At 68.2% G+C, this 20383-nt stretch carries 19 protein-coding genes; 9 read left to right on the forward strand and 10 right to left on the reverse strand.

All coding sequences use genetic code 11. The features are described from left to right. Positions 1–40: 40 nt before the first annotated feature. Positions 41–508 carry an Lrp/AsnC family transcriptional regulator gene (locus tag ACQY8B_RS25310; protein WP_422084449.1) on the reverse strand — a complete coding sequence of 156 codons (468 nt, stop codon included), beginning with the start codon at positions 506–508 and terminating at the stop codon, positions 41–43. Positions 509–613: 105 nt separating this feature from the next. On the opposite strand from ACQY8B_RS25310, the gene mdeB reads away from it, so the two are divergent. The 9 genes from mdeB (at position 614) to ACQY8B_RS25355 (ending at position 10949) form a co-directional block, all read left to right on the forward strand. Next, positions 614–3280 (forward strand): alpha-ketoglutarate dehydrogenase, encoded by a 2667-nt coding sequence (mdeB, locus tag ACQY8B_RS25315; protein WP_422084450.1) that lies wholly within the window; start codon positions 614–616, stop codon positions 3278–3280. Positions 3281–3352: 72 nt separating this feature from the next. Further along, positions 3353–4129: a FadR/GntR family transcriptional regulator gene (locus tag ACQY8B_RS25320; protein ID WP_422084451.1), complete on the forward strand. Its 777-nt coding sequence runs from the start codon at positions 3353–3355 to the stop codon at positions 4127–4129. A 131-nt stretch (positions 4130–4260) separates the two neighbouring features. Continuing rightward, on the forward strand, positions 4261–5181 hold the full coding sequence (gene ltnD / locus ACQY8B_RS25325; RefSeq protein WP_422084452.1) for an L-threonate dehydrogenase: 921 nt from the start codon (positions 4261–4263) through the stop codon (positions 5179–5181). A 25-nt stretch (positions 5182–5206) separates the two neighbouring features. Next, on the forward strand, positions 5207–6220 hold the full coding sequence (denD, locus tag ACQY8B_RS25330) for a D-erythronate dehydrogenase (protein WP_422084454.1): 1014 nt from the start codon (positions 5207–5209) through the stop codon (positions 6218–6220). A 3-nt stretch (positions 6221–6223) separates the two neighbouring features. Continuing rightward, positions 6224–7558, forward strand: a complete 1335-nt coding sequence (gene otnK / locus ACQY8B_RS25335) for a 3-oxo-tetronate kinase (protein ID WP_422084455.1) — start codon at positions 6224–6226, stop codon at positions 7556–7558. A 225-nt stretch (positions 7559–7783) separates the two neighbouring features. After that, the gene (locus tag ACQY8B_RS25340) at positions 7784–8449 is read left to right on the forward strand and encodes an aldolase (protein ID WP_422084456.1); all 666 of its coding nucleotides are present in this window, start codon (positions 7784–7786) and stop codon (positions 8447–8449) included. A gap of 12 nt (positions 8450–8461) precedes the next feature. Beyond that, the gene (otnI, locus tag ACQY8B_RS25345) at positions 8462–9280 is read left to right on the forward strand and encodes a 2-oxo-tetronate isomerase (RefSeq protein ID WP_422084457.1); all 819 of its coding nucleotides are present in this window, start codon (positions 8462–8464) and stop codon (positions 9278–9280) included. Continuing rightward, entirely contained in the window at positions 9277–10485 is a 1209-nt protein-coding gene (locus ACQY8B_RS25350) for an amidohydrolase family protein (protein ID WP_422084458.1), read from the forward strand. The genes otnI and ACQY8B_RS25350 overlap by 4 nt, the downstream gene beginning before the upstream one ends. Further along, positions 10482–10949 (forward strand): RidA family protein, encoded by a 468-nt coding sequence (locus ACQY8B_RS25355; protein ID WP_369630641.1) that lies wholly within the window; start codon positions 10482–10484, stop codon positions 10947–10949. The genes ACQY8B_RS25350 and ACQY8B_RS25355 overlap by 4 nt, the downstream gene beginning before the upstream one ends. Here ACQY8B_RS25355 and ACQY8B_RS25360 read toward each other — a convergent pair. The 9 genes from ACQY8B_RS25360 to ACQY8B_RS25400 all read right to left on the reverse strand — a co-directional run bounded on the left by ACQY8B_RS25360 (position 10942) and on the right by ACQY8B_RS25400 (position 20269). Further along, complete coding sequence (locus ACQY8B_RS25360) at positions 10942–11628, reverse strand: TetR family transcriptional regulator C-terminal domain-containing protein (protein WP_422084459.1); 687 nt, start codon at positions 11626–11628, stop codon at positions 10942–10944. The two genes, ACQY8B_RS25355 and ACQY8B_RS25360, sit on opposite strands and share 8 nt — an antisense overlap. Then, entirely contained in the window at positions 11625–12587 is a 963-nt protein-coding gene (locus ACQY8B_RS25365; RefSeq protein ID WP_422084461.1) for a PDR/VanB family oxidoreductase, read from the reverse strand. The genes ACQY8B_RS25360 and ACQY8B_RS25365 overlap by 4 nt, the downstream gene beginning before the upstream one ends. A 35-nt stretch (positions 12588–12622) precedes the next feature. Further along, positions 12623–13213 (reverse strand): NAD(P)H-dependent oxidoreductase, encoded by a 591-nt coding sequence (locus ACQY8B_RS25370; RefSeq protein ID WP_422084462.1) that lies wholly within the window; start codon positions 13211–13213, stop codon positions 12623–12625. Positions 13214–13353: 140 nt separating this feature from the next. Then, positions 13354–14382 carry an ABC transporter substrate-binding protein gene (locus ACQY8B_RS25375; RefSeq protein ID WP_422084463.1) on the reverse strand — a complete coding sequence of 343 codons (1029 nt, stop codon included), beginning with the start codon at positions 14380–14382 and terminating at the stop codon, positions 13354–13356. A gap of 240 nt (positions 14383–14622) precedes the next feature. After that, on the reverse strand, positions 14623–16020 hold the full coding sequence (locus ACQY8B_RS25380; RefSeq protein ID WP_422084464.1) for an FAD-binding oxidoreductase: 1398 nt from the start codon (positions 16018–16020) through the stop codon (positions 14623–14625). Beyond that, positions 15992–16876 (reverse strand): ABC transporter permease, encoded by an 885-nt coding sequence (locus tag ACQY8B_RS25385; RefSeq protein WP_422084465.1) that lies wholly within the window; start codon positions 16874–16876, stop codon positions 15992–15994. Before ACQY8B_RS25385 ends, ACQY8B_RS25380 begins: the two co-directional genes overlap by 29 nt. Then, complete coding sequence (locus ACQY8B_RS25390) at positions 16854–17648, reverse strand: ABC transporter ATP-binding protein (RefSeq protein ID WP_422084466.1); 795 nt, start codon at positions 17646–17648, stop codon at positions 16854–16856. Before ACQY8B_RS25390 ends, ACQY8B_RS25385 begins: the two co-directional genes overlap by 23 nt. 11 nt (positions 17649–17659) lie before the next feature. Then, positions 17660–18481, reverse strand: a complete 822-nt coding sequence (locus ACQY8B_RS25395) for a creatininase family protein (RefSeq protein WP_422084467.1) — start codon at positions 18479–18481, stop codon at positions 17660–17662. Positions 18482–18643: 162 nt separating this feature from the next. Then, positions 18644–20269 carry an MFS transporter gene (locus ACQY8B_RS25400; protein ID WP_422084468.1) on the reverse strand — a complete coding sequence of 542 codons (1626 nt, stop codon included), beginning with the start codon at positions 20267–20269 and terminating at the stop codon, positions 18644–18646. Between the last annotated feature and the right edge of the window lie 114 nt (positions 20270–20383).

A 20383-nucleotide genomic window follows, 5' to 3' on the forward strand; every position in this document is an offset into this window, starting at 1 on the left:
AGGCGTAGCGACACGAAGTGCGCGAAGCCTGGGGGAGTGCTTATTCCCTCGGCAACGGCAGCGCCGTCTTGTATCTCACCTGCTTGAGCGCGAAGCTCGAGCGGATCTTCTCGATCCCTGGAATCGGCGTGAGCTGTTCCATGATGAATTTCTCCAGCGCCGCCATGTCGGCCACGGCGATGCGGATCAGGTAGTCGCTGTCGCCTGTCATCAGGTAGCACTCCATCACCTCGTCGTGCTCGGCAATGCGCTGTTCCAGGTCGGCGAGCGACTGCCGGTTCTGTGCCGCGAGGCTGATCGAGATGAACACGTTGAGCCCGAGGCCCAGCGCCTTGGGGTTTGCGAGCGCCACGTAGCGGTCGATCACGCCGTGGGTCTCGAGCGCCTTCACGCGGGCCAGGCAGGGCGAGGGCGACAGGTGCACGCGGCGTGCGAGTTCCACGTTCGACAGCGCGCCGTCGCGTTGCAGTTCGTCAAGTATGCGCAGGTCGATGGTGTCCAGTTGCATGAAATGCCGTGTCTCCTTTGTTTTGCGGAATTTTATGCCGCGAGGTGCGCATGGACTTGCATGCGCCGGTAGCTAATTCTTCGCATGCCGGCCTAAAGTGCCGTCATGAACGCCCCGATTTCCGCCGACCAGATGCGCGTGCTGCTGCTTGATACGCCGCTGTCGCACGACCCCGATCCCGCCGAGACCGCCGAATGGCGCGACGCCTTCGTGGCGCTGGCGCAGACCCAGGGGCCGCAGCGCGCCAAGCAGATGCTGACCGAGCTGGCACGGCTGGCACGCCAGCAGCGCATCGGCTGGCAGCCGGAACTGGCCACGCCATACGTCAACACCATCGCGGCACAAGACCAGCCGCCGTTCCCGGGCGACCTGGCCATCGAGGAAAAGCTCGCCTCGCTCATGCGCTGGAACGCGCTCGCGATGGTGGCCAAGGCCAACCAGGCGTACGGCGAACTCGGTGGCCACATCGCCAGCTATGCCAGCGCGGCCGATCTTTTCGAAACCGGGTTCAACCATTTCTTCCATGCGCGCAGCGACGCCCATCGCGGCGACCTGGTGTTCTTCCAGCCGCACAGCGCGCCGGGCGTCTATGCCCGCGCCTACCTCGAAGGCCGCCTGAGTGAAGAAGACCTGAAGCACTACCGCCAGGAACTCACCGCGCCTGCCTTCACAGACGGCAGCGGCGCGCGCGGCCTGTGCAGCTATCCGCACCCGTACCTGATGCCGGACTTCTGGCAGTTCCCCACCGGCTCGATGGGCATCGGCCCGATCAGCTCGATCTACCACGCGCGCTTCATGCGCTACCTCACGCACCGCAACCTGCTGAACTGCGAAGGCCGAAAAGTGTGGGGCGTGTTCGGCGACGGCGAGATGGACGAGCCCGAATCGATGAGCGCATTGACGCTCGCCGCGCGCGAGAAGCTCGACAACCTCGTGTGGGTGGTCAACTGCAACCTGCAGCGGCTCGACGGCCCGGTGCGCGGCAACGGCCGCATCATCGACGAGCTCGAAAAGCTCTTTGCCGGCGCGGGCTGGAACGTCATCAAGCTGGTGTGGGGCAGCGACTGGGACGGCCTCTTCGCGCAGGACGTGAGCGGCGCCCTGGCCCGCGTGTTCGCCAACACCGTCGACGGCCAGATGCAGACCTTCGCGGCCAAGGACGGCCGCTTCAACCGCGACAACTTCTTCGGCCAGAACCCCGAACTCGCGCGCCTGGCCGAAGGCATGACCGACGAGCAGATCGACCGCCTCAAGCGCGGAGGCCACGACCTGGTGAAGATCCATGCGGCCTACGCGGCGGCGGCAAGGCACAAGGGACAGCCCACCGTGATCCTTGCCCACACCAAGAAGGGCTACGGCATGGGCAGCGCCGCGCAGGGCAAGATGACCACGCACTCGCACAAGAAGATGGGCGACGTGGACCTGATTGAATTCCGCGACCGCTTCAACCTGCCGCTGACCGACGCGCAGGCCACGGCGATGGACTTCTACCGCCCGCCGGAAGACAGCGCCGAGATGCGCTACCTGCGCCAGCACCGCGAGGCTCTCGGCGGCGCCATGCCCCGGCGCGAGACCGCCTGCGAGGTGGTGCCCAAGCCCGACATCGCAAGCTACGCGCAGTTCGCGACCGCGGCCGCAGGCAAGGAAATGAGCACCACCATGGCCTTCGTGCGCATGCTGGGCAACCTGCTGAAAGACCCGGCCCTGGGCCCGCGCATCGTGCCCATCGTGGCCGACGAGGCGCGCACCTTCGGCATGGCCAACCTGTTCAAGCAGGTCGGCATCTACTCGAGCGTGGGCCAGCGCTATGCGCCGGAAGACATCGGCTCGGTGCTGAGCTACCGCGAAGCCACCGACGGGCAGATCCTCGAAGAAGGCATCAGCGAGGCCGGCGCCATCGCGAGCTGGACGGCGGCGGCCACCAGCTACAGCGTGCACGGCCTGGCGATGCTGCCGTTCTACATCTACTACTCGATGTTCGGCTTCCAGCGCGTGGGCGACGCCATCTGGGCCGCGGCCGACCAGCGTGCGCGCGGCTTCCTGCTTGGCGCCACGTCGGGGCGCACCACGCTCGGCGGCGAAGGCCTGCAGCACCAGGACGGCAGCAGCCACCTGGTGGCCGCGACCATTCCCAACTGCAAGGCCTACGACCCGGCGTATGCGGGCGAGATGGCGGTGATCGTCGACGCGGGCATCCGCGAGATGATGGTCGAGCAGCAGGACGTGTTCTATTACGTCACGCTCATGAACGAGAACTACGCGCAGCCTGATGTGCCCGAGGGCGCACAAGGCGACATCCTGCGCGGGTGCTATCGCTTCGGCACTTACGCGCCTGCATCGGGCAAGGCGAACAAAGCGCAAGGGAAGGTCACGCTGATGGGCTCGGGCGCGATCCTCACCGAGGTCGTCAAGGCCGCGCAGCTGCTGGCCGACGAAGGCATCGAGGCAGAGGTGTTCAGCGTCACGAGCTGGAGCGAACTTGCACGCGACGGGCTGGCCTGCGAGCAGCGCGCGCTGGCTGGCGAGAAAGAAGCCGGCACCGCGTTCGTTGCGCGGCAAATCGGCAAGAGCAGCAAGGCTCCGATCATTGCCGCCACCGACTATGTGCGTGCCGTGCCAGAGAGCGTGCGCGCCTTCCTCCCCGAAGGCCGCCGCTACATCACGCTGGGCACCGACGGCTTCGGCCGCAGCGACACGCGCGCGGCGCTGCGCGGCTTCTTCGGTGTCGACGCGGCCAGCATTGCGAACGCCGCGCGCCACGCGCTGGCTTGAGCGGGCCGGCAAGGGCGGAAATTGGCCGCGCGGGGCTGCGTTAGAGTCGCAGCCCATCGCCGCATCACGCCCATGACCGCCCGCTTCCAGTCCGTCGCCCCCACCGTCCGCCTGGCCGACCAGGTGGCCGACGCGCTGGTCGCCGAGGTGCGCAGCGGCCGCCTGTCCGAAGGCGACCGGCTGCCCACCGAGACCGCATTGGCCGCGCAGTTCGGCGTGAGCCGCACCGTGGTGCGCGAAGCGGTGTCGCGGCTCAAGTCGCTGGGCCTGGTCGATTCGCGCCAGGGTAGCGGCGTGTACGTGCGCGCCGCCGGCATCGAGCCGCTGCGCTTCGAGATGCCGCATGTCGCCTCGCGCGAGGCGGTGATCCAGATGGTCGAGCTGCGCCGCGCCCTCGAAGCCGAGGTGGCCGCGCTGGCCGCCGAGCGGCGCACCAAGGCCGACCTGCGCAGCATCCGCGAAGCCATCAAGGCGCTCAAGGCGGCGGTGTCGGATGGCGGCAACGGCGCAGACGAAGACGTGCGCTTCCACACCGCAATCGCAGAGGCCGCGCGCAACCCCTTTCTTCTTGGCACGCTGCAGTACCTGCGGCAGTTCCTGCATGGCGCCACCCGCGTCACGCGCGCCAACGAGGCGCGCCGCGCCGATTTCGCCGCCCAGGTGGCACGGGAGCATGCGCTGATCGTCGATGCCATCGATGCGGGCGACCCGGTGCGCGCGCGCGAGGCGGCCAAGTCGCACATGGACAACGCAATCCGCCGCATCGAGCAGGCCGACCCGGCGTTCTGGCAGCAGGAGGGCGCGCAGCTCGCGCGGCCATTGGTCGAAGGCTGGCCCGCGCGCAACTGAGCCCACGCATGGCCCCGGGGTGCGGGTTAGATCGGATCGGCCCCAATGACGAGAATTTGTATGATGACCTTACAAATTGAGCCGCAGGCCATCGAGGCCTACGCTGTACATCGTTCAAGGGAAGCCCCTCCATGACCTCTTCATCCATCCCCGTCGTCGGCCTCGTCGGCCTTGGTGCCATGGGCGCCGGCATGGCGCAGTCGCTGCGCCGCGCCGGCCATGCGCCGCATGTGTTCGACGTGCGCCGCGAAGCCGCCGAGGCCTTCGCCCGCGACGGCGGCACGGCCTGCGCCACGCTCGAAGCGCTGGGCGCGCAGTGCGACATCGTGGTGTCCGTCGTCGTCAACGCCGCGCAGACCGAGTCGGTGCTGTTCGGCGACGGCACCACGCCCGGCTGCGCCGCGTCGATGAAGCCCGGCAGCCTGTTCGTGATGTGCTCCACCGTCGATCCCAACTGGTCTGTCGCGCTCGAGGCGCGCCTTGGGAAGCTGGGCATCCTGTACCTCGACGCGCCCATTTCCGGCGGCGCCGCCAAGGCCGCGAGCGGCCAGATGACGATGATGACCGCCGGCACGCCCGCCGCCTACGAAAAGGCCGGCGCTGTGCTCGACGCGATGGCCGCCAAGGTCTACCGCCTCGGCGATCGCGCGGGCGCGGGCAGCAAGGTGAAGGTCATCAACCAGCTGCTGGCCGGTGTGCACATCGCCGCCGCGGCCGAGGCAATGGCGCTGGGCCTGCGCGAAGGCGTGGACCCGGCCGCGCTGTACGAAGTCATCACGCACAGCGCTGGCAACAGCTGGATGTTCGAGAACCGCATGGCCCATGTGCTGGCAGGCGACTACACGCCGCTGTCGGCCGTCGACATCTTCGTGAAAGACCTGGGGCTGGTGCTCGACGTGGCGCGGGCCAGCAAGTTTCCGCTGCCGCTGTCGTCCACCGCGCACCAGATGTTCATGCAGGCCTCGACCGCGGGCTATGCGCGCGAGGACGACAGCGCGGTCATCAAGATCTTCCCCGGCATCGAAGTGCCGGCCCCGAAAAAAGAAGCCTGAAGAGAAAGCAGAGAGAGACACACACATGAACATCCTCATCACCGGCGGCTGCGGCTTTCTCGGCGCCCGCCTCGCCCGAACGCTGCTTGCCGGAGGCCCTCTCGCGCTGGCCGGCGGCGCCGCGCAGCCCGTGTCGCGCATCACCCTGGCCGACCGCGTGCCGCCGCCCGCCGACCTTGCCGGCGATGCGCGCGTGCAGTTCGTGCAGGGCGACCTGCTCGAACAGCTGGCGAGCGGCGCGCTGCCCATCGCCGACACGCAGCTCGTGTTTCACCTCGCTGCCGCCGTCAGCGGCGAATGCGAGGCCGACTTCGACCTCGGCATGCGCAGCAACCTTGACGCCACGCGCGGCCTGCTCGAAGCCGCGCGCCGCGCCGGCCATGCACCGGTGTTCGTGTTCTCCAGCTCGGTCGCGGTGTTCGGCGATTCGCCCGAGCAGCGCCTGCCGGCGGTGATCGAAGACACGACGCTGCCGACGCCGCAGAACAGCTACGGCATCCAGAAGTTCATCGGCGAGCAGCTGGTGGCCGACTTCACTCGCAAGGGCTTCGTGCAGGGCCGCAACGTGCGGCTCATGACGGTGTCGGTGCGCCCGGGCAAGCCCAACGGCGCGGCCTCCAGCTTCCTCAGCGGCATGCTGCGAGAGCCGCTGGCCGGCGAGCGCGCGCGCTGCCCCGTGCCGCCCGACACGCCTGTCGCGCTGGCCTCGCCCGGCAACACCGTCGCGGGCATCATCCGCGCGGCCACGGCCAGCGCCGCAGAGTGGGGCGCGCGCACGGCCGTCAACCTGCCCGCGCTCACCACCACCGTGCGCGACATGGCGCAGGCGCTCGAACGCATCGCGGGCAAGGAAGCCACCGGCCTGATCGACTGGGAGCCCGACGCCGCGGTCGCGAAGATCGTCACCAGCTGGCCCAGCCGCATCCACGCAGCGCGCGCCGAGGCGCTGGGCCTGAAGGCCGACGCCAGCTTCGACGCCATCCTGCGCGACTACGTGCGCGAGAACGCGCAGGCCGTGAAGCTGCCGCTGAAGGGCTGAGCCATGGCCAAGCTCGTGCTCGGCTGTATCGCCGACGATTTCACCGGCGCCACCGACCTCGCCAACAACCTCGTGCGCGCCGGCATGCGCGTGGTGCAGGCCATCGGCGTGCCCCAAGCAAGCGCGCGTCCCCTTGGGGGGCAGCGAGGACACGAAGTGCCGAGCGTGGGGGCCGAACTACCGCCGCTCGATGCGGATGTCGATGCCGTGGTCGTCGCGCTCAAGTCGCGCACCATCGCGCCGGCCGAAGCCGTCGCGCAATCGCTGGCCGCGCTGCGCTGGTTGCAGGCGCAGGGTGCGCAGCAGATCTACTTCAAGTACTGCTCCACCTTCGACAGCACGCCGCAGGGCAACATCGGCCCCGTCACCGAGGCGCTGATGGACGCGCTGAACTGCGACTTCACCATCGCCACCCCCGCCTTCCCCGACAACAAACGCACCGTGTTCAAGGGCTACCTGTTCGCGGGCGACGTGCTGCTCAACGAAAGCGGCATGCAGAACCACCCGCTCACGCCGATGACCGACCCGAACCTGGTGCGCGTGCTGCAGGCGCAGTGCACGCGCAAGGTGGGGCTGATCGACTACGCCGTGGTGGCGCGCGGTGCGGCGGCCATCGACGAACGCATCGCGCAGCTCAAGGCAGAGGGCGTTGCCATCGCCATCGTCGATGCCGTCTCCAACTACGACCTGCTGAGCATGGGCCCCGCGCTCGCGAAGATGCCCCTCGTCACCGCGGGCTCGGGCGTTGCCATCGGCCTGCCGGCCAACTTCGGGCTGGCACCTTCGTCGCAGGCCAGCGCATTGCCGAAGGCCGGCGGCAGGACGGCGGTGGTGTCGGGCAGCTGCTCCCTCGCCACCAACAGGCAGGTGCAAGACTTCATCCAGCGCGGCGGCGCGGCCATGGCCATCGACCCGTTGCGCATAGCGCAGGGAGTGGACGTCGCAACAGAAGTGCTGGCGTGGGCCGCGCCGTTGATCGACAAGGGCCCCGTGCTTGTCTACTCCACAGCCGATGCCGGAGCCGTGAAGTCGGTGCAAGGAAAACTCGGCGTGGAGGAGGCTGGCGCATTGGTCGAGCGCACCATCGCTGCCATCGCGCGTGGCCTGGTCGAGCGCGGCGTGCGCCAACTTGTGGTGGCCGGTGGCGAAACCTCCGGCGCATGCGTGCAGGCGCTGGGCATCGCCCAGATGCAGATCGGGCCGCAGATCGACCCCGGCGTGCCGTGGTGTCATGCGCGCTCCGACGCTGCGCCGGAGACCGGCTTGCACATTGCGTTGAAGTCGGGCAACTTCGGCAGCGATGACTTTTTTACCAAGGCGTTTGCGGTGCTTGGATGACGTCCTTTCGGGCTCCTCCTTTATTTCGCTGCACAAGGCACCCCATCGTCGTGAGCGTTGGACAGAGCGCCGGTCGATCGGCCGAGCACCAGCAGCGTGCCCACTGCACAGGGCGCCGGGTGCTCCCCGCAGCGAAATAAAGGAGGAGCCCGAAGGGCGGGGGACATTCGCGGAGGGGAGTACCCGGTGGCCTGTGCAGCTCCCCGAACAACAGCAGCAAAAGAAATGACCGAAACCCAAGCAAGAGAAGAAATCTGCCGCACAGGCCGCAGCCTGTTCGACAGAGGCTACGTGCATGCCACGGCAGGCAACATCAGCGTGCGGCTGGACGACGGCTTCCTCATCACGCCGACCGATGCCTGCCTCGGCTTTCTCGACCCCGCACGCCTTGCAAGGCTCGACGCGCAAGGCCGCCAGACAAGCGGCGACCGCGCCAGCAAGACCATCGCACTGCATACGCGCATCTACGCCGCCGCGCGCAAGTTCGACGCACGCACCGCCTGCGTCATCCACACGCACAGCACCCACTGCGTCGCGCTCACATTGAACCCAACGGGCGACGAACTGCTGCCCGCGCTCACACCCTACTTCGTGATGAAAGTCGGCCATGTGCCGGTCATTCCCTACCACCGTCCCGGCGCACCCGAGGCGGCCGAACAAGTCGCGCAGGCCATCGAACGCATGGGCGCGGCCGGCACGCCGATCCGCGCCGTGATGCTCACCCGCCTGGGCCCCAACGTCTGGCACGACACCCCCGCCGCCGCCATGTCCGTGCTCGAGGAACTCGAGGAAACCGCCCGGCTCCAGATGCTCACGCAGGCTGCAAGGCCAGAGCCGCTGGACGCCGCACAGATCGATGAACTGCGCCGCACCTTCGGCGCGCGCTGGTAGTAAAAACACCCCATGCCCCAATTCGCCGCCAACCTCTCGATGCTCTACCCGGAGCTCGACTTCCTCGAACGCTTCGACGCCGCCGCGAAAGACGGCTTCCAGGGCGTCGAATACCTCTTCCCCTATGCGTTCCCGCAGAAGGAAATCGTTGCCCGCCTGCAGGCCAACGGCCTCAAGCAGGTGCTCTTCAACGGCCCGCCCGGCGACTGGGACGGCGGCGACCGCGGCCTCGCCTGCCTGCCGGGGCGCGACGCCGAATTCCGCGAAGGCATCGCCCGGGCCATCGGCTACGCCGTGGCGCTCGACTGCCCGCGCATCCACGTCATGGCCGGCCTCGTGCCCGAAGGCCTGGAGCGCGAGGCGGTGCAGGCCGTGTACCTCGACAACCTGCGCTGGGCCGCCACCGAAGCCGCCAAGGCCGGCCGCGACGTGCTGATCGAACCCATCAACACACGCGACATTCCGCGCTTCTTCCTCAACCGGCAAGACCATGCGCACGAGATCGTCGAGGCTGTCGGCGCGCCCAACCTCAAGGTCCAGATGGACCTCTACCACTGCCAGATCGTCGAAGGCGACGTGGCGATGAAGATCCGCAAGTACCTGCCCACCGGCCGCGTCGGCCACCTGCAGATCGCCGGCGTGCCCGAGCGCCACGAGCCCGACATCGGCGAGCAGAACTACCCCTATCTGTTCGACGTGATCGACGAGGTGTCGGCTCAGTGCGGCTGGCAGGGCTGGGTCGGCTGCGAGTACCGGCCCGCACGCGGCGCCGAGCCCGGCGGTACGTCGGCCGGCCTGGGCTGGCTGCGCGCCTGGCGGCAGCGCGCATGAAGCTCGAAGCGTTGCGCATTCCGGCGCCGCTGCGAGGCTTCGGCGCCGGCGACGCGCAGCTGTTCGACATCGTGCTGGCCGCCGGCAAGGTCGAATCGATCACGCCGAGCGCCGAGCAAAAGCACGCGCGCGGCACGCTGCTGAGCGCGCTGGTCGAGGCCCATGCCCACATCGACAAGAACTACACCGTGCAGGACGTGGGCGCCGCGCAGGGCAACCTGTTCGCGGCCATCGACCGCATGAACCGGCACCGCGACAGCTGGACCGGCGAGTCGCTGCGCCTGCGCATGGAGCGCGCGCTGCACGACGCATGGCAGTGCGGCACCCGCGCGCTGCGCACGCACCTCGACTGGGTGCAGGCCGAGCCGCCTGCAGCGCTGCCCGTGTTCGAAGCCCTGCGCGAGGAATGGCGCGGCCGTGTCGAGCTGCAGTTCGTTTCGCTCACGCCGCTCGATCTGTTCGCCGACCTCGCGGCCGGCGAGCGCATCGCGCGCGAGGTGAAGCGCGCGGGCGGCGTGCTGGGTGCGTTCGTCTACCGCAACGATGGCATCGTGCACAAGCTGGGGCGCGTGTTCGACCTGGCGCAGCAGCACGGGCTGGCACTCGACTTCCACGTGGACGAAGGGCTCGACGCCGAGGCCGGCGGCCTGCGCAGCATCGCGCAGCTGGTGCGCGCGCGTGACTTCAAGGGCAGCGTGGCCTGCGGCCATGCCTGCTCGCTGTCGGTGCAGGACGATGCGGTCGCCGGCGAAACCCTTGCGCTGTGCGCGGGCGCCGGGCTGCATCTCATCGCGCTGCCCACCACCAACCTCTACCTGCAGGGCGCATGGGACCGCACGCCGGTGCAGCGCGGCATCACGCGCATCCGCGAGGCGGCGGCACGGGGCTTGCGTGCGAGCCTGGCGACCGACAACGTGCAGGACGCCTTCTATCCCTACGGCAGCTACGACCTTCTGGAGACCTTCGGCCTCGGCGTGCAGGTGGCGCACCTGGCGCCCGCGGCCGACTGGCTCGACACCGTCACCGTGAACCCGGCGAAGGCGCTGGGGCTCGCGTGGGACGGGCGCATCGCACCGGGCTGCCCGGCGGACCTGCTGGTGCTGTCGGCCACCGACGAACACGAACTCATCGGCCCGCGCGGACGGCAACGCACCGTCATCCGCGCCGGCCGGATCATCGAGAAAAATCTGGAGAAAACCCAATGAGCATGGGCAAGCCAATGGCCAACTACGCCGCCGCCAAGCGCGTCGGCGATTTCGTCTTCATGAGCGGCGTGGTCGCGGTCGACCCGGCCACGCGCCGCGCCGTCGCCGGCTACGACGCCATTCCCGAAGAAGCGCGCACCGCGCTGCAGGGCGTGGGCTACGCCACCGGCCAGATGTCGGTCGACGTGTTCGAAGCACCCATCGTGGCGCAGAGCTGGTTCGTGCTGGAGCGCATCCGCCAGATCGCCGCCGAGCACGGCGGCACCATGGAAGACGTGGTGAAGCTGGTGCAGTACTTCCGCCACCTGCCGCACTACGCCTTCTACAACCGCGTGCGCGGCCTGTTCTATCCGGGCGAGCCGCCGGTGAGCACGGTGGTCGAGGTGTCGCGCTTCCTGCCGGGGGACGAGGTGCTGGTGGAAGTCGAAGCGACGATGTACCTGCCGCAGCGCGCGGCTACTTGACCCCCGCGCCCTTGAGCAGGAACTCGGTCACCTGCTCGATCAGGTAGCGCCGGTCTTTCTCGTCGCCCTGCTGCGCCACGTCGCGGTAGTAGGCGGCCTGCGTGGCGTGGTCGGCGTAGAACTGCGTCACGGCCCAGATGTGGAACAGCACCAGCATCGGGTCGGCCTTGTCCATCAGGCCCTGGTTCATCCAGTTCTGGATCACGGCGGCGGCCTGGTCGGTGCGGGCCTTGCTCGTGGTCATCATGTCGTTGATGACCGGCGCGCCGCGCATCATCTCGGCCGTGAAGATGCGCGAGCGCAGCGGATGGTCGAACGAGAACACCATCTTGCGGCGGATCAGGTCGCCCAGCACCTTGCGCGGGCCGAAGGCCTCGTCGCTGAAGCCGAACACCACGATCCAGTCGGTCAGGATGTCCTGCAGCACCTGCCGGTACAGCGCTTCCTTGCTCTCGATGTAGTAGTGCAGTTGCGCCTTCGACAGCCCCGCCTTGTCGGCGATGGCCTGGGTCGATGCGCCGGCGAGTCCTTCACTGGCGAAGACCTCGATGGCGGCCTGGTTGATGAGGCCGAGCACCTGCGTGTACTTGCGCGAGCGGCCGCGCGTGGCGGGAGCTTCGCTGTCGCCCTCGTCGGCAACGACGGGGGACGTGGTGGTGGTGGAAGCGCGCGCGTTCACAGCTGAAGCACCAGCTCCGTGCCCTTGGCGCGGGAGCAGCACAGCGCCACCTTGTGGCGGCGCTCGCTGCCGGTCAGGCAGAAGTCGCGGTGCTCGGCGCCTTCGCCGTCGCCCTCGACCACGCAGGTGCCGCACAAGCCCTGCTGGCACGACACCGGAATGTCGATGCCGACCTCGTGCAGCGCATCGACGGCGGTCTGGTCGGCCGCCACCGGCACGCTGATGCCGCGCCGCGCCAGCTTGAGCGTGAAGGGCAGGCCGGTGGTGGTGTTGGCGTCGGTGGGTGCGGCGAAGTATTCGGCGTGCAGCGCGTCTTCCGGCCAATGCGCGGCCGCGTCGCGCACTGCCTGCATGAAGCCGCCCGGTCCGCAGACGTAGAGATGCGTGCCCGGGGCGCGCTCGGCCAGCAGCGCGCGCAGGTCGATGCGCTGCGAAGCGTCTCCCTGGTCGAGGTGCAGCCGCAGATGCGGCGCCAGCGCGGGTGCGTGCAGCGCATCGGCGAACGCCAGGTGCTCCTCGCTGCGCGCGAACACGCACAGCGTGAAGCCGGCGCCGCGCGCCGCGAGCGCCTGCGCCATCGCCAGCAGCGGCGTCATGCCGATGCCGCCGGCCAGCAGCAGATGGTGCTTGGCTTCCTCGCGCAGCGGGAAGGTGTTGCGCGGGGCGCTGATCGGCAGCAGGTCGCCTTCGCGCACGCGCTCGTGCATCGAGGCCGAGCCGCCGCGGCTGCCGAGTTCGCGCTTCACGCCGATCACGTACGACGCCGCGTTGCCCGAAGGCGCCCGCGCCAGCGAGTACTGGCGCGAGAAGCCGCCCGGCATGTGCACGTCGATGTGCGCGCCGGCCTCGTAGGACGGCAGCGGCCGGCCCCACGGGTGGGCCAGCTCGAAGGCCAGGATTTCCGGCGTCTGCCGCGAGATGCGTTCGACGCGGACGGTGAGCGTGCGTTCGAGGCTCATGGTGCGGGCTCCCTATTCTTTCTGTTTGAAATGGCTCAGATGCTCTGCAGCTTGCGCGACACGCGTGCAATGAAATGGGTGCGGTCGTTCGCGGTCACTGCGTTCATGTCGTGCAGCTGCAGCCAGGTCACCTTGCAGCGCCATGCGAACAGCGCCCGCAGCGCACGCGTGAAGAGCCGCCGGCCCGGGTCGCCGATGAGCATCACGAACCAGCGCGGCGAGCCGCCGGTGGTCACCACCGTCAGCCGCCGGATGTGCCGCATGCCTGACTTCGCGAGCTGCCCCTTGCGCTCGGCCGGCAGGAAGGCCACGCCCGGCAGCCACACCCGCTCCAGCCAGCCCTTGAGCATGGACGGCGGCCCGTGGAACCAGGTGGGGTAGACGAACACCAGGTGCTCGGCCCACAGCAGCGCTTCGACGTGGGGTTTCACGCGTTCGCGGATCAGTTCGGGGTTGTCGAGATAGGCGATGCGCTCTTCGCGTGTCAGCGTCGGGTCGAAGCCCTCGGCGTACAGGTCGATGGCCTTGACGGGGTGCCGGGGTTCGAGCGCCTCGAGGGCGGTGCGGTAGAGCGCGTGGTTGAAGCTGTCAGGGTTCGGATGGCAATGGACGACCAGGGTTTTCATGGGAGGGCCGGTTCGCCTGTCGGCGAGACGGGGTCAGAGCCCAAGGAACAAAAGGCCGCGCAGTGCCTTATGGCAACCCAGGCGCCGGCATCTGACCCCGGCGCAAGCCCCGCGCGACCCACGGGAAAAAATCGGTGTGCTTACTTGCCGGTGAGCTTCTTGCGGACGTCGACACCGACGCCCTTGTTCACGAACTGCGTGGTCACGACCTTCGACAGGTCGACCTCGCCGGGCTTGTACAGGCCGGCCTTGACCATCTTGTCGTAGAAGTCCTTCACGCGGGCTTCGTCCATGGCGCCGATGCCCTTGGTGAGCGACTCGCCGCTGTCGACGATGCCCATCTTCTTCATCAGCTCGATGGAGCCCTGCAGCGAGGCGACGGGCGAGTCGGGGTTGGTCTTGGCGATGAGCTCGTTGGCGGCCTTGTTGTCGCCGTAGAGGTAGTTGTTCCAGCCGATGATCGAGGCCTCGACGAACTTGCGCACCGTCTCGGGCTTGTTCTTGACCATGTCGGCGCGTGTCTCGATGGTGGTCGAGTAGGTCGAGAAGCCGTTGTCGGCCAGCAGCTGCACCACGGGGTCGAAGCCGGCCTGGGCCTTGATCGACAGGGGCTCGGAGATCGCGTAGCCCTGCTGAATGGACTTCTTGTCGGCCAGGAACGGGCCGACGTTGAAGGTGTAGGGCTTGAGCTGCGAGTCCTTGAAGCCGTGCTCGGACTTCATCCATTGCCAGAAGCTGAACTGGCCGTCCTTGCCGATGAAGGCCACGGGTGCCTTGGCCATGTCCTTGAAGGTGTCGAAGCCCTGGCCCGGGTGGGCGAACATGGCCTGCGGGTCTTTCTGGAAGAAGGCCGCGACCACCACGGTGGGGACGCCGTTCTTCACGTTGTCGAAGGACTGCAGCAGGTTGCCGGTCATGAGGAAGTCGACCTTGCCGGCCGGCAGCATCGGCCGGTTGTTGACCATCGGGCCGCCCTGCATGATTTCGACGTCGAGGCCGTACTTCTTGTAGGTGCCGTCCACCAGCGCCTGGTAGAAGCCGCCGTGGCCGGCCTGCGCTTTCCAGTTGGTGGCGAACACCACTTTTTCCTGCGCCTGCACGGCGAAGGCGGCGGCCGCGAGGGCGATGCCGAGGGCAAGCGGACGGATTGTCAGAGCGGTAACGCGCATGGCAGTGGACTCCTGGGTTGAATGCGAGATGGGATTTTCGTGTCGGTCGAGTTTTTTCGGGGCGCGTGCGCAGGTCGTCGGGTACTCCCCTCCGCGAATGTCCCCCGGCCTGCGGCCTCCTCCTTTATTTCGCTGCGGGGAGCACCCGACGCCCTGTGCACAGGGCACGCTGCCGGTGCGCGGCCGATCAACGACTGCTCTGTCCAACGATCACGGCGAACAGGAAGAGAAGGTTTCATTTCAGCGCTCGACAGCCATGCCGGCAGTCCAGCCGCGCGTCTTGCCAGGGTTCATCAACCCCATCGGATCGCTGCGCTTCTTGAACTCGATCTGCTGCGTGTCGATGGTCTTCATGCCGCCGTCCTCGATGGTCACGACGTGCGGGTTGAAGATCTTGCAGCCGCCCTGCGACTCGATCTCGCGGATCAGCTCGTACTGATGGGCCTCGCCCTTCCAGCGCACCAGCAGGATGCCGAAGGTGCCGCATTCGCCGTTGGCGCGTGCGAAGTCCTGGTGCTGCAACACGTCGTCGCCGAAGATTTGCAGATGGCGCTCGACCACCGACGGGTCGAAAGGCTGGGCGTAAGCCACCTGCAGGTAAGTCCAGCCGCGGTCGGCCTTCAGCGCTTGCAGCGTCGTGTGGTTGAACGCGCATTCGTAGGCGGGCGGCAGGCCGTCGGCCAGCAGCTCGGCCTCGGTGCCGGCCACGGAAATCGTGCCGCCGTGCGCTTCGGCGAGCGCGCGGAAGTCCGCCATCGAATCGGGCGAGACCATGGTGAACACCGCATGCCGGTCCGGCGGAAAACGGTCGCGCATGGCCGTGTAGTAAGGCGAGAAGCGCGCCTCCACCGTGGACAGCAGGAAGATGTCGAGCGAGGGCGCCTGCGCCGCGATGCCGAAGTCGAGCGCGCCGCGATAGCTGTCGAACAGCACCGTGCAGTGCACCCATTCGACGGCCGGGCTCAGCGCCACTTCGACGTCCAGGATCACGCCGTTGGTGCCGTAGGCATGGTGCACCTGCTGGATCTCGTCGTCGTGCAGCTCGATGACGCGCGGCTCGCGCTCCACAGTCATCACCCGTGCGCGCAGCAGGTTGCCGGGGTCGCGCAGGATGCCGTGGCGGAACGAGCCGATGCCGCCGAAGCCGCCCGCGATGAAGCCGCCGATGGAAGCCACATGCCAGGTCGACGGCCACATGCGCAGCGCCTGGCCAGTCTCGCGCGCGGCGAGGTCGATGTCGTGCATGCGCGCACCGGCTTCCACGCGCATGCGGCCTTCACCGATGTCGAGCACGCGGCACATCTGGGTCACGTCGAGCACGATGCCGCCCTCGAGCGGCACGCACTGGCCGTAGTTGCCGGTGCCGCCGGCGCGCACGGTCAGCGGCAGTTTCCACTTCGCGGCTACGGCCGCGGCCTGGCGCACGTCGTCTTCCGTGCTGACCTTGACCACGAGGTCGGCCACGCAGCCCGCGAGTTGCTCGGTGAGGATGGGGCTGTACCAGTAGAAGTCTTTCGACAGCTGCTTGCGCTGGGCCGGCGCGGTGATCACGTTGAGGCCGCGCAGGTCGGCGCGCACCGCGTCCCAGTCGACGGCGGGCACCGGCGTCCTACCTTTCACGGCGCATCTCGCTTTCATGCCAATGGCCCAGCACCAGGCGCGACAGGGCTGCAAACACGATGAAGATCACGATGCCGAGCAACGACACCAGCAGCAGCGCCGCGAACATCATCGGGATCTCGGTGCGGAAGCTCGATTCGAGGATGCGCGAGGCCAGGCCCGTTTCCTTGCCGGCCGTGCCGGCTGTGAACTCGGCCACCACCGCGCCGATCAGGCTCAGGCCGCCCGCGATCTTCAGGCCCGCCATGAAGTACGGCAGCGCGCTGGGCGCGAGCAGGTAGCGGAAGGTCTGCCACGGCGAGGCCTTGTAGAGCTGGAACAGGTCGCGCAGGTTGCTGTCGGCGCTCTTCAGGCCGATGACGGTGTTCGACAGGATCGGGAAGAAGGCCACGATCCAGGCGCACAGCAAGAGCGCCGCCGTGGTGCTCGACACATAGATGAGGATCAGCGGCGCGATCGCGATGATCGGCGTCACCTGCAGGATCACCGCGATCGGGAACAGCCCGATCTCCACCCACTTGAACAGCGCGAACGCAATCGCCAGCAGCACGCCGCCGACGATGGCCGCCGTGAGCGCGAGCAGCGTGAGCTTGACCGTGAACCACAGCGCGCTGGAGAGCGATTCCCAGTTGTCGAACAGCGTGCGCAGGATGAGCGAGGGCGCGGGCAGGATGTAGTGCGGGATGTTGTTGGCGCGCACCGTCCATTCCCAGATCAGCAGCAGCGCCAGGACGATGCCGGCGGGCACGACGATGCGCAGCAGCGACTCGCGGCGGCGCAGCTTGTCTTCATGTGCGCGCAGCATGTCGGCGGACGGGGTGGCTTCGGTCGTGTCCATGGGCATCACGGGTTCAATGGTCGATGTCGAGGCCATGGAGCGCTCCGTGCAGGGATTGGGATACGGCCGTGCAATGCGCGTTGTAGCGGCTCGAGGTGCGGAACTCCTCGCCGCGCGGGTACGGCTCGTCGATGCGGATCTCGTCGATCACCCGGCCCGGGCGCGCCGCCATCACCACGATGCGGTTCGACAGGTACACCGACTCGTACACGCTGTGCGTGACGAACACGATCGAGAAGCGGTGCTCGCGCCAGATGGCCAGCAGGTCGTTGTTGAGCTTGATGCGCGTCATCTCGTCGAGCGCGGCAAAGGGCTCGTCCATGAGCAGCAGGCGCGGGTGCGTGACGAGTGCGCGCGCGATCGACACGCGCATCTTCATGCCGCCCGACAGCTCGCGCGGGTACACGTCGGCAAAGCGCGAGAGGCCCACCAGCTCCAGCACCTGCTGCACCACCGGCGCGGCGGCGTCGCGGCTGGTGCCGGCGAGCTTGAGCGGCAGCCAGACGTTGTCGAACACCTTGGCCCAGGGCATGAGCGTGGGTTCCTGGAACACGAAGCCCAGGTCGCGGTCGCTCTGTGTCTTGCCGGTGTTGGCGCCCGACCAGGTCATTTCGCCCGAGCTCAGGCGAGTGAGCCCGGCGACCAGCCGCAGCGCGGTGCTCTTGCCGCACCCCGAGGGGCCTAGGAAGCTGATGAAGTCGTGCTCGCCGATGTCGAGCGACATGCCCTGCAATGCGAGCGTGCCGTTGGCAAAACGCTTGCCCACATTGCGCAGGCTGACCAGGGGTGGGGTCCGGGTGCTGTCCATGGCGTGCGAGCCTAGCGCCAGGCCGGCACGTTGGCCAGGCGGGAAAGCGGGAAGCGGTCGACCTCGTGCAGCAGCTCGACGAAGCGGCGGCCCACGTGGTCGAGCACCGCCGCGCCCTTCTCGGCCGTGGCAAGCGTGGCGTCGCCGGCGGCGCCCGCGGGGTTGATGTCGTGCATCTGCCAGCCGAGCTTGCCGCTGGGGGTGATCGAGAGGAACTTGTTCTCGGCGGCCAGCTGCTCGGTCATGGAGCCGAAGTTCTGGAACTGGTCGCGGCGCACGTAGTCCGGCGTCAGGTGCAGCATGACCGAGCTTTCGAGGTCGCCGGCATGGATGCCGTGCTTGCCCTCGTGCGCGGTGAACAGGCCCTCGGGCAGGCCCAGCATGTACCAGTTGGCGGCCACGACCATCATGTCGTGCTCCTCGCGCAGGTCGCGCGCCACGATGTCCATGACGCTCATCTGCCCGCCGTGGCTGTTGTAGAGCACCAGCTTGCGCACCCCGGCCTTGGCGACGCAGGCGCCGATGTCTTTCCACAGCGAGATCAGCGTGTTGGCCGACACGGTGAGCGTGCCGGGGTAGCGCGAATGCTCGTTGCTCTTGCCATAGGGCACGGTGGGCAAGAAGAGCACCGGCAGGTCGTCGGGCAGGTGGGGCAGCGTGGCGCGCACCATGCCGTCGATGGTGGCCGTGTCGGTCGACATCGGCAGGTGAGGGCCGTGCTGTTCGGTGGCGCCGACCGGCAGCACGGCGATGAGCCGTTCACGGTCGAGGCGGGAGAACTCTTCGCTGGTCAGGTCGGACCAGAAACGGCTGCGCAGTGGAGGCGGATTCATCGGGGGTGTACCTCGTGACGCCGGAGTTGGCGTTGGCTTAAATTATCCATACGGTCAAAAAAGACTGGCTATCCGTGGATACCCGGCGATTTTTTCACATGCAAGCCGCATGCCATCAAATTCACCCGTATGGTCAAAATTTGATCCGCCGGGCGTCCGGCCTCAGCGCCGCACGATGTAGCGCGTGATGACCGGCCCCGCCTCGCCGATGTGGAACGCCAGCCGGCGTTCGCGCAGCGCCATGTCCGAGGCGGTGGCGCGATTGAAGCGGCGCAGGTGGTCGGTCCACGAGTCGTCGACGATCTGCTCCACATAGCGCTCCGGCTGCGCGATGTCATGCAGAAGTTCCCATCCGATGGCGCCCTGGCTCAGGCGCGCGCGGCGCGTCTGCTGCATCACGAGGTGGAAGGCGGCGGCGCGGGCGGGTTCGATGATGTATTCGACCGTGATCACCACCCGGCCTTCTTCCTGCGGCGCCTCGGCCGGCGGGCCGGCGGCCCAGCCGGCTTCGGCGGGGCTGGTGTCGTCCTCGCCGCTCACGTCGGTCACCCAGCGCAGGGCCAGAAGCATCATCAGCGTGCCGCTGATGGCGCCGATGACCAGGCTCAGCTGCAGCGTCGTGACCGTGGCTACCTGCCCCCAGATGGCCGCGCCGATCGCGCTCGCCCCCATGATCGCCATCTGGTACATCGACATGCCGCGCGCGCGCACCCAGTCGGGCAGCGCGAGCTGGGCCGACACCGAGAGCGAATTGGCCACCGTGATCCAGGCCATGCCGCCGAAGAACATCGCCGGCACCGCCACCCAGGCGTTGGGCGCGAAGGCCATCACCGCCGTGGCGCCCGACTGCAGCAGCGTGCCGCGCAGCACCAGCTGGTCGCGCCCCAGCGCCTGCCGCAGCCGCGGCAGGAACAGCACCGCGATGATCGCGCCCGACCCCATGGCCGCCAGCAGCAGCGTGAAGGTGCCGGCGCCGCCGCCCTGCAGGTTGCGCGCCAGCAGCGGCAGCAGGGCCAGCAGCGCGGTGGAGTGGAAGAAGAAGATCGACACGCGCACCAGCACCGCCCGCATGCGCTGCGACTGCCGCACGAACTGCACGCCCACGCGCATCGCGCCGATGAGCTTTTCGCGGCCCAGCGGATTGGGTGTGTGCGCACGCCGCCAGCGCAGCACCACGAAGCCCGATGCCACCGACAGCACCGCATTGAGCGCGAACACCCACACGGTGCCGGCGCTGGCGATCAGCACGCCGGCGGTGAGCGGGCCGACGATGCGCGATGCGTTCATGGCGATGCCGTTGAGCCCCAGCGCGGCCGGCAGCTGCGGCCGGGGTACCAGCTCGGGCACGATGGCCGCGAACACCGGCCAGCGCAGGGCCAGCCCGATGCCGTTGGCGAAGGTGAGCGCCAGCAGCAGCGGCGCGGTCATCAGGTCGAGCGCCAGTGCAGCGCACAGCACGATGGCCGTGCCGGCCAGCCAGAACTGCGTGGCCACCAGCCAGCGCCTGCGGTCGAGGATGTCGGCGAGCGCGCCGCTGGGCAGGCCCAGCAGGAACACCGGCAGCGTGGAGGCCGACTGCACCAGCGCCACCCAGATCGGCGAGGAGGTGAGCGACGTCATCATCCACGCCGCGGCCACATCGTTCATCCACATGCAGATGTTGGCGATGAGCCAGGTGCTCCACAGCATGCGGAACACGGGGAGCTTCAGGGGCTCGAGGGCGGCGAGCTTCGAGGGCTGCGGCCGCTTGGGCGGGATCGGTGTCTCTTCGGGGGATATGGGTGGCATGTGGCCCTATTTTGGCCCCGGCCGCAACGGCGTGAGATATCTCGTCATACCGGGAACACCGAGGAACCGGCTTTGCCGGGTCTCAGGTGTTGCCCCCTGCAAGGGGGGTTGGCG

Origin of the sequence: Variovorax sp. (assembly GCF_965279555.1) — a bacterium.
In the GTDB taxonomy this organism is placed as follows: Bacteria; Pseudomonadota; Gammaproteobacteria; order Burkholderiales; family Burkholderiaceae_C; genus Variovorax.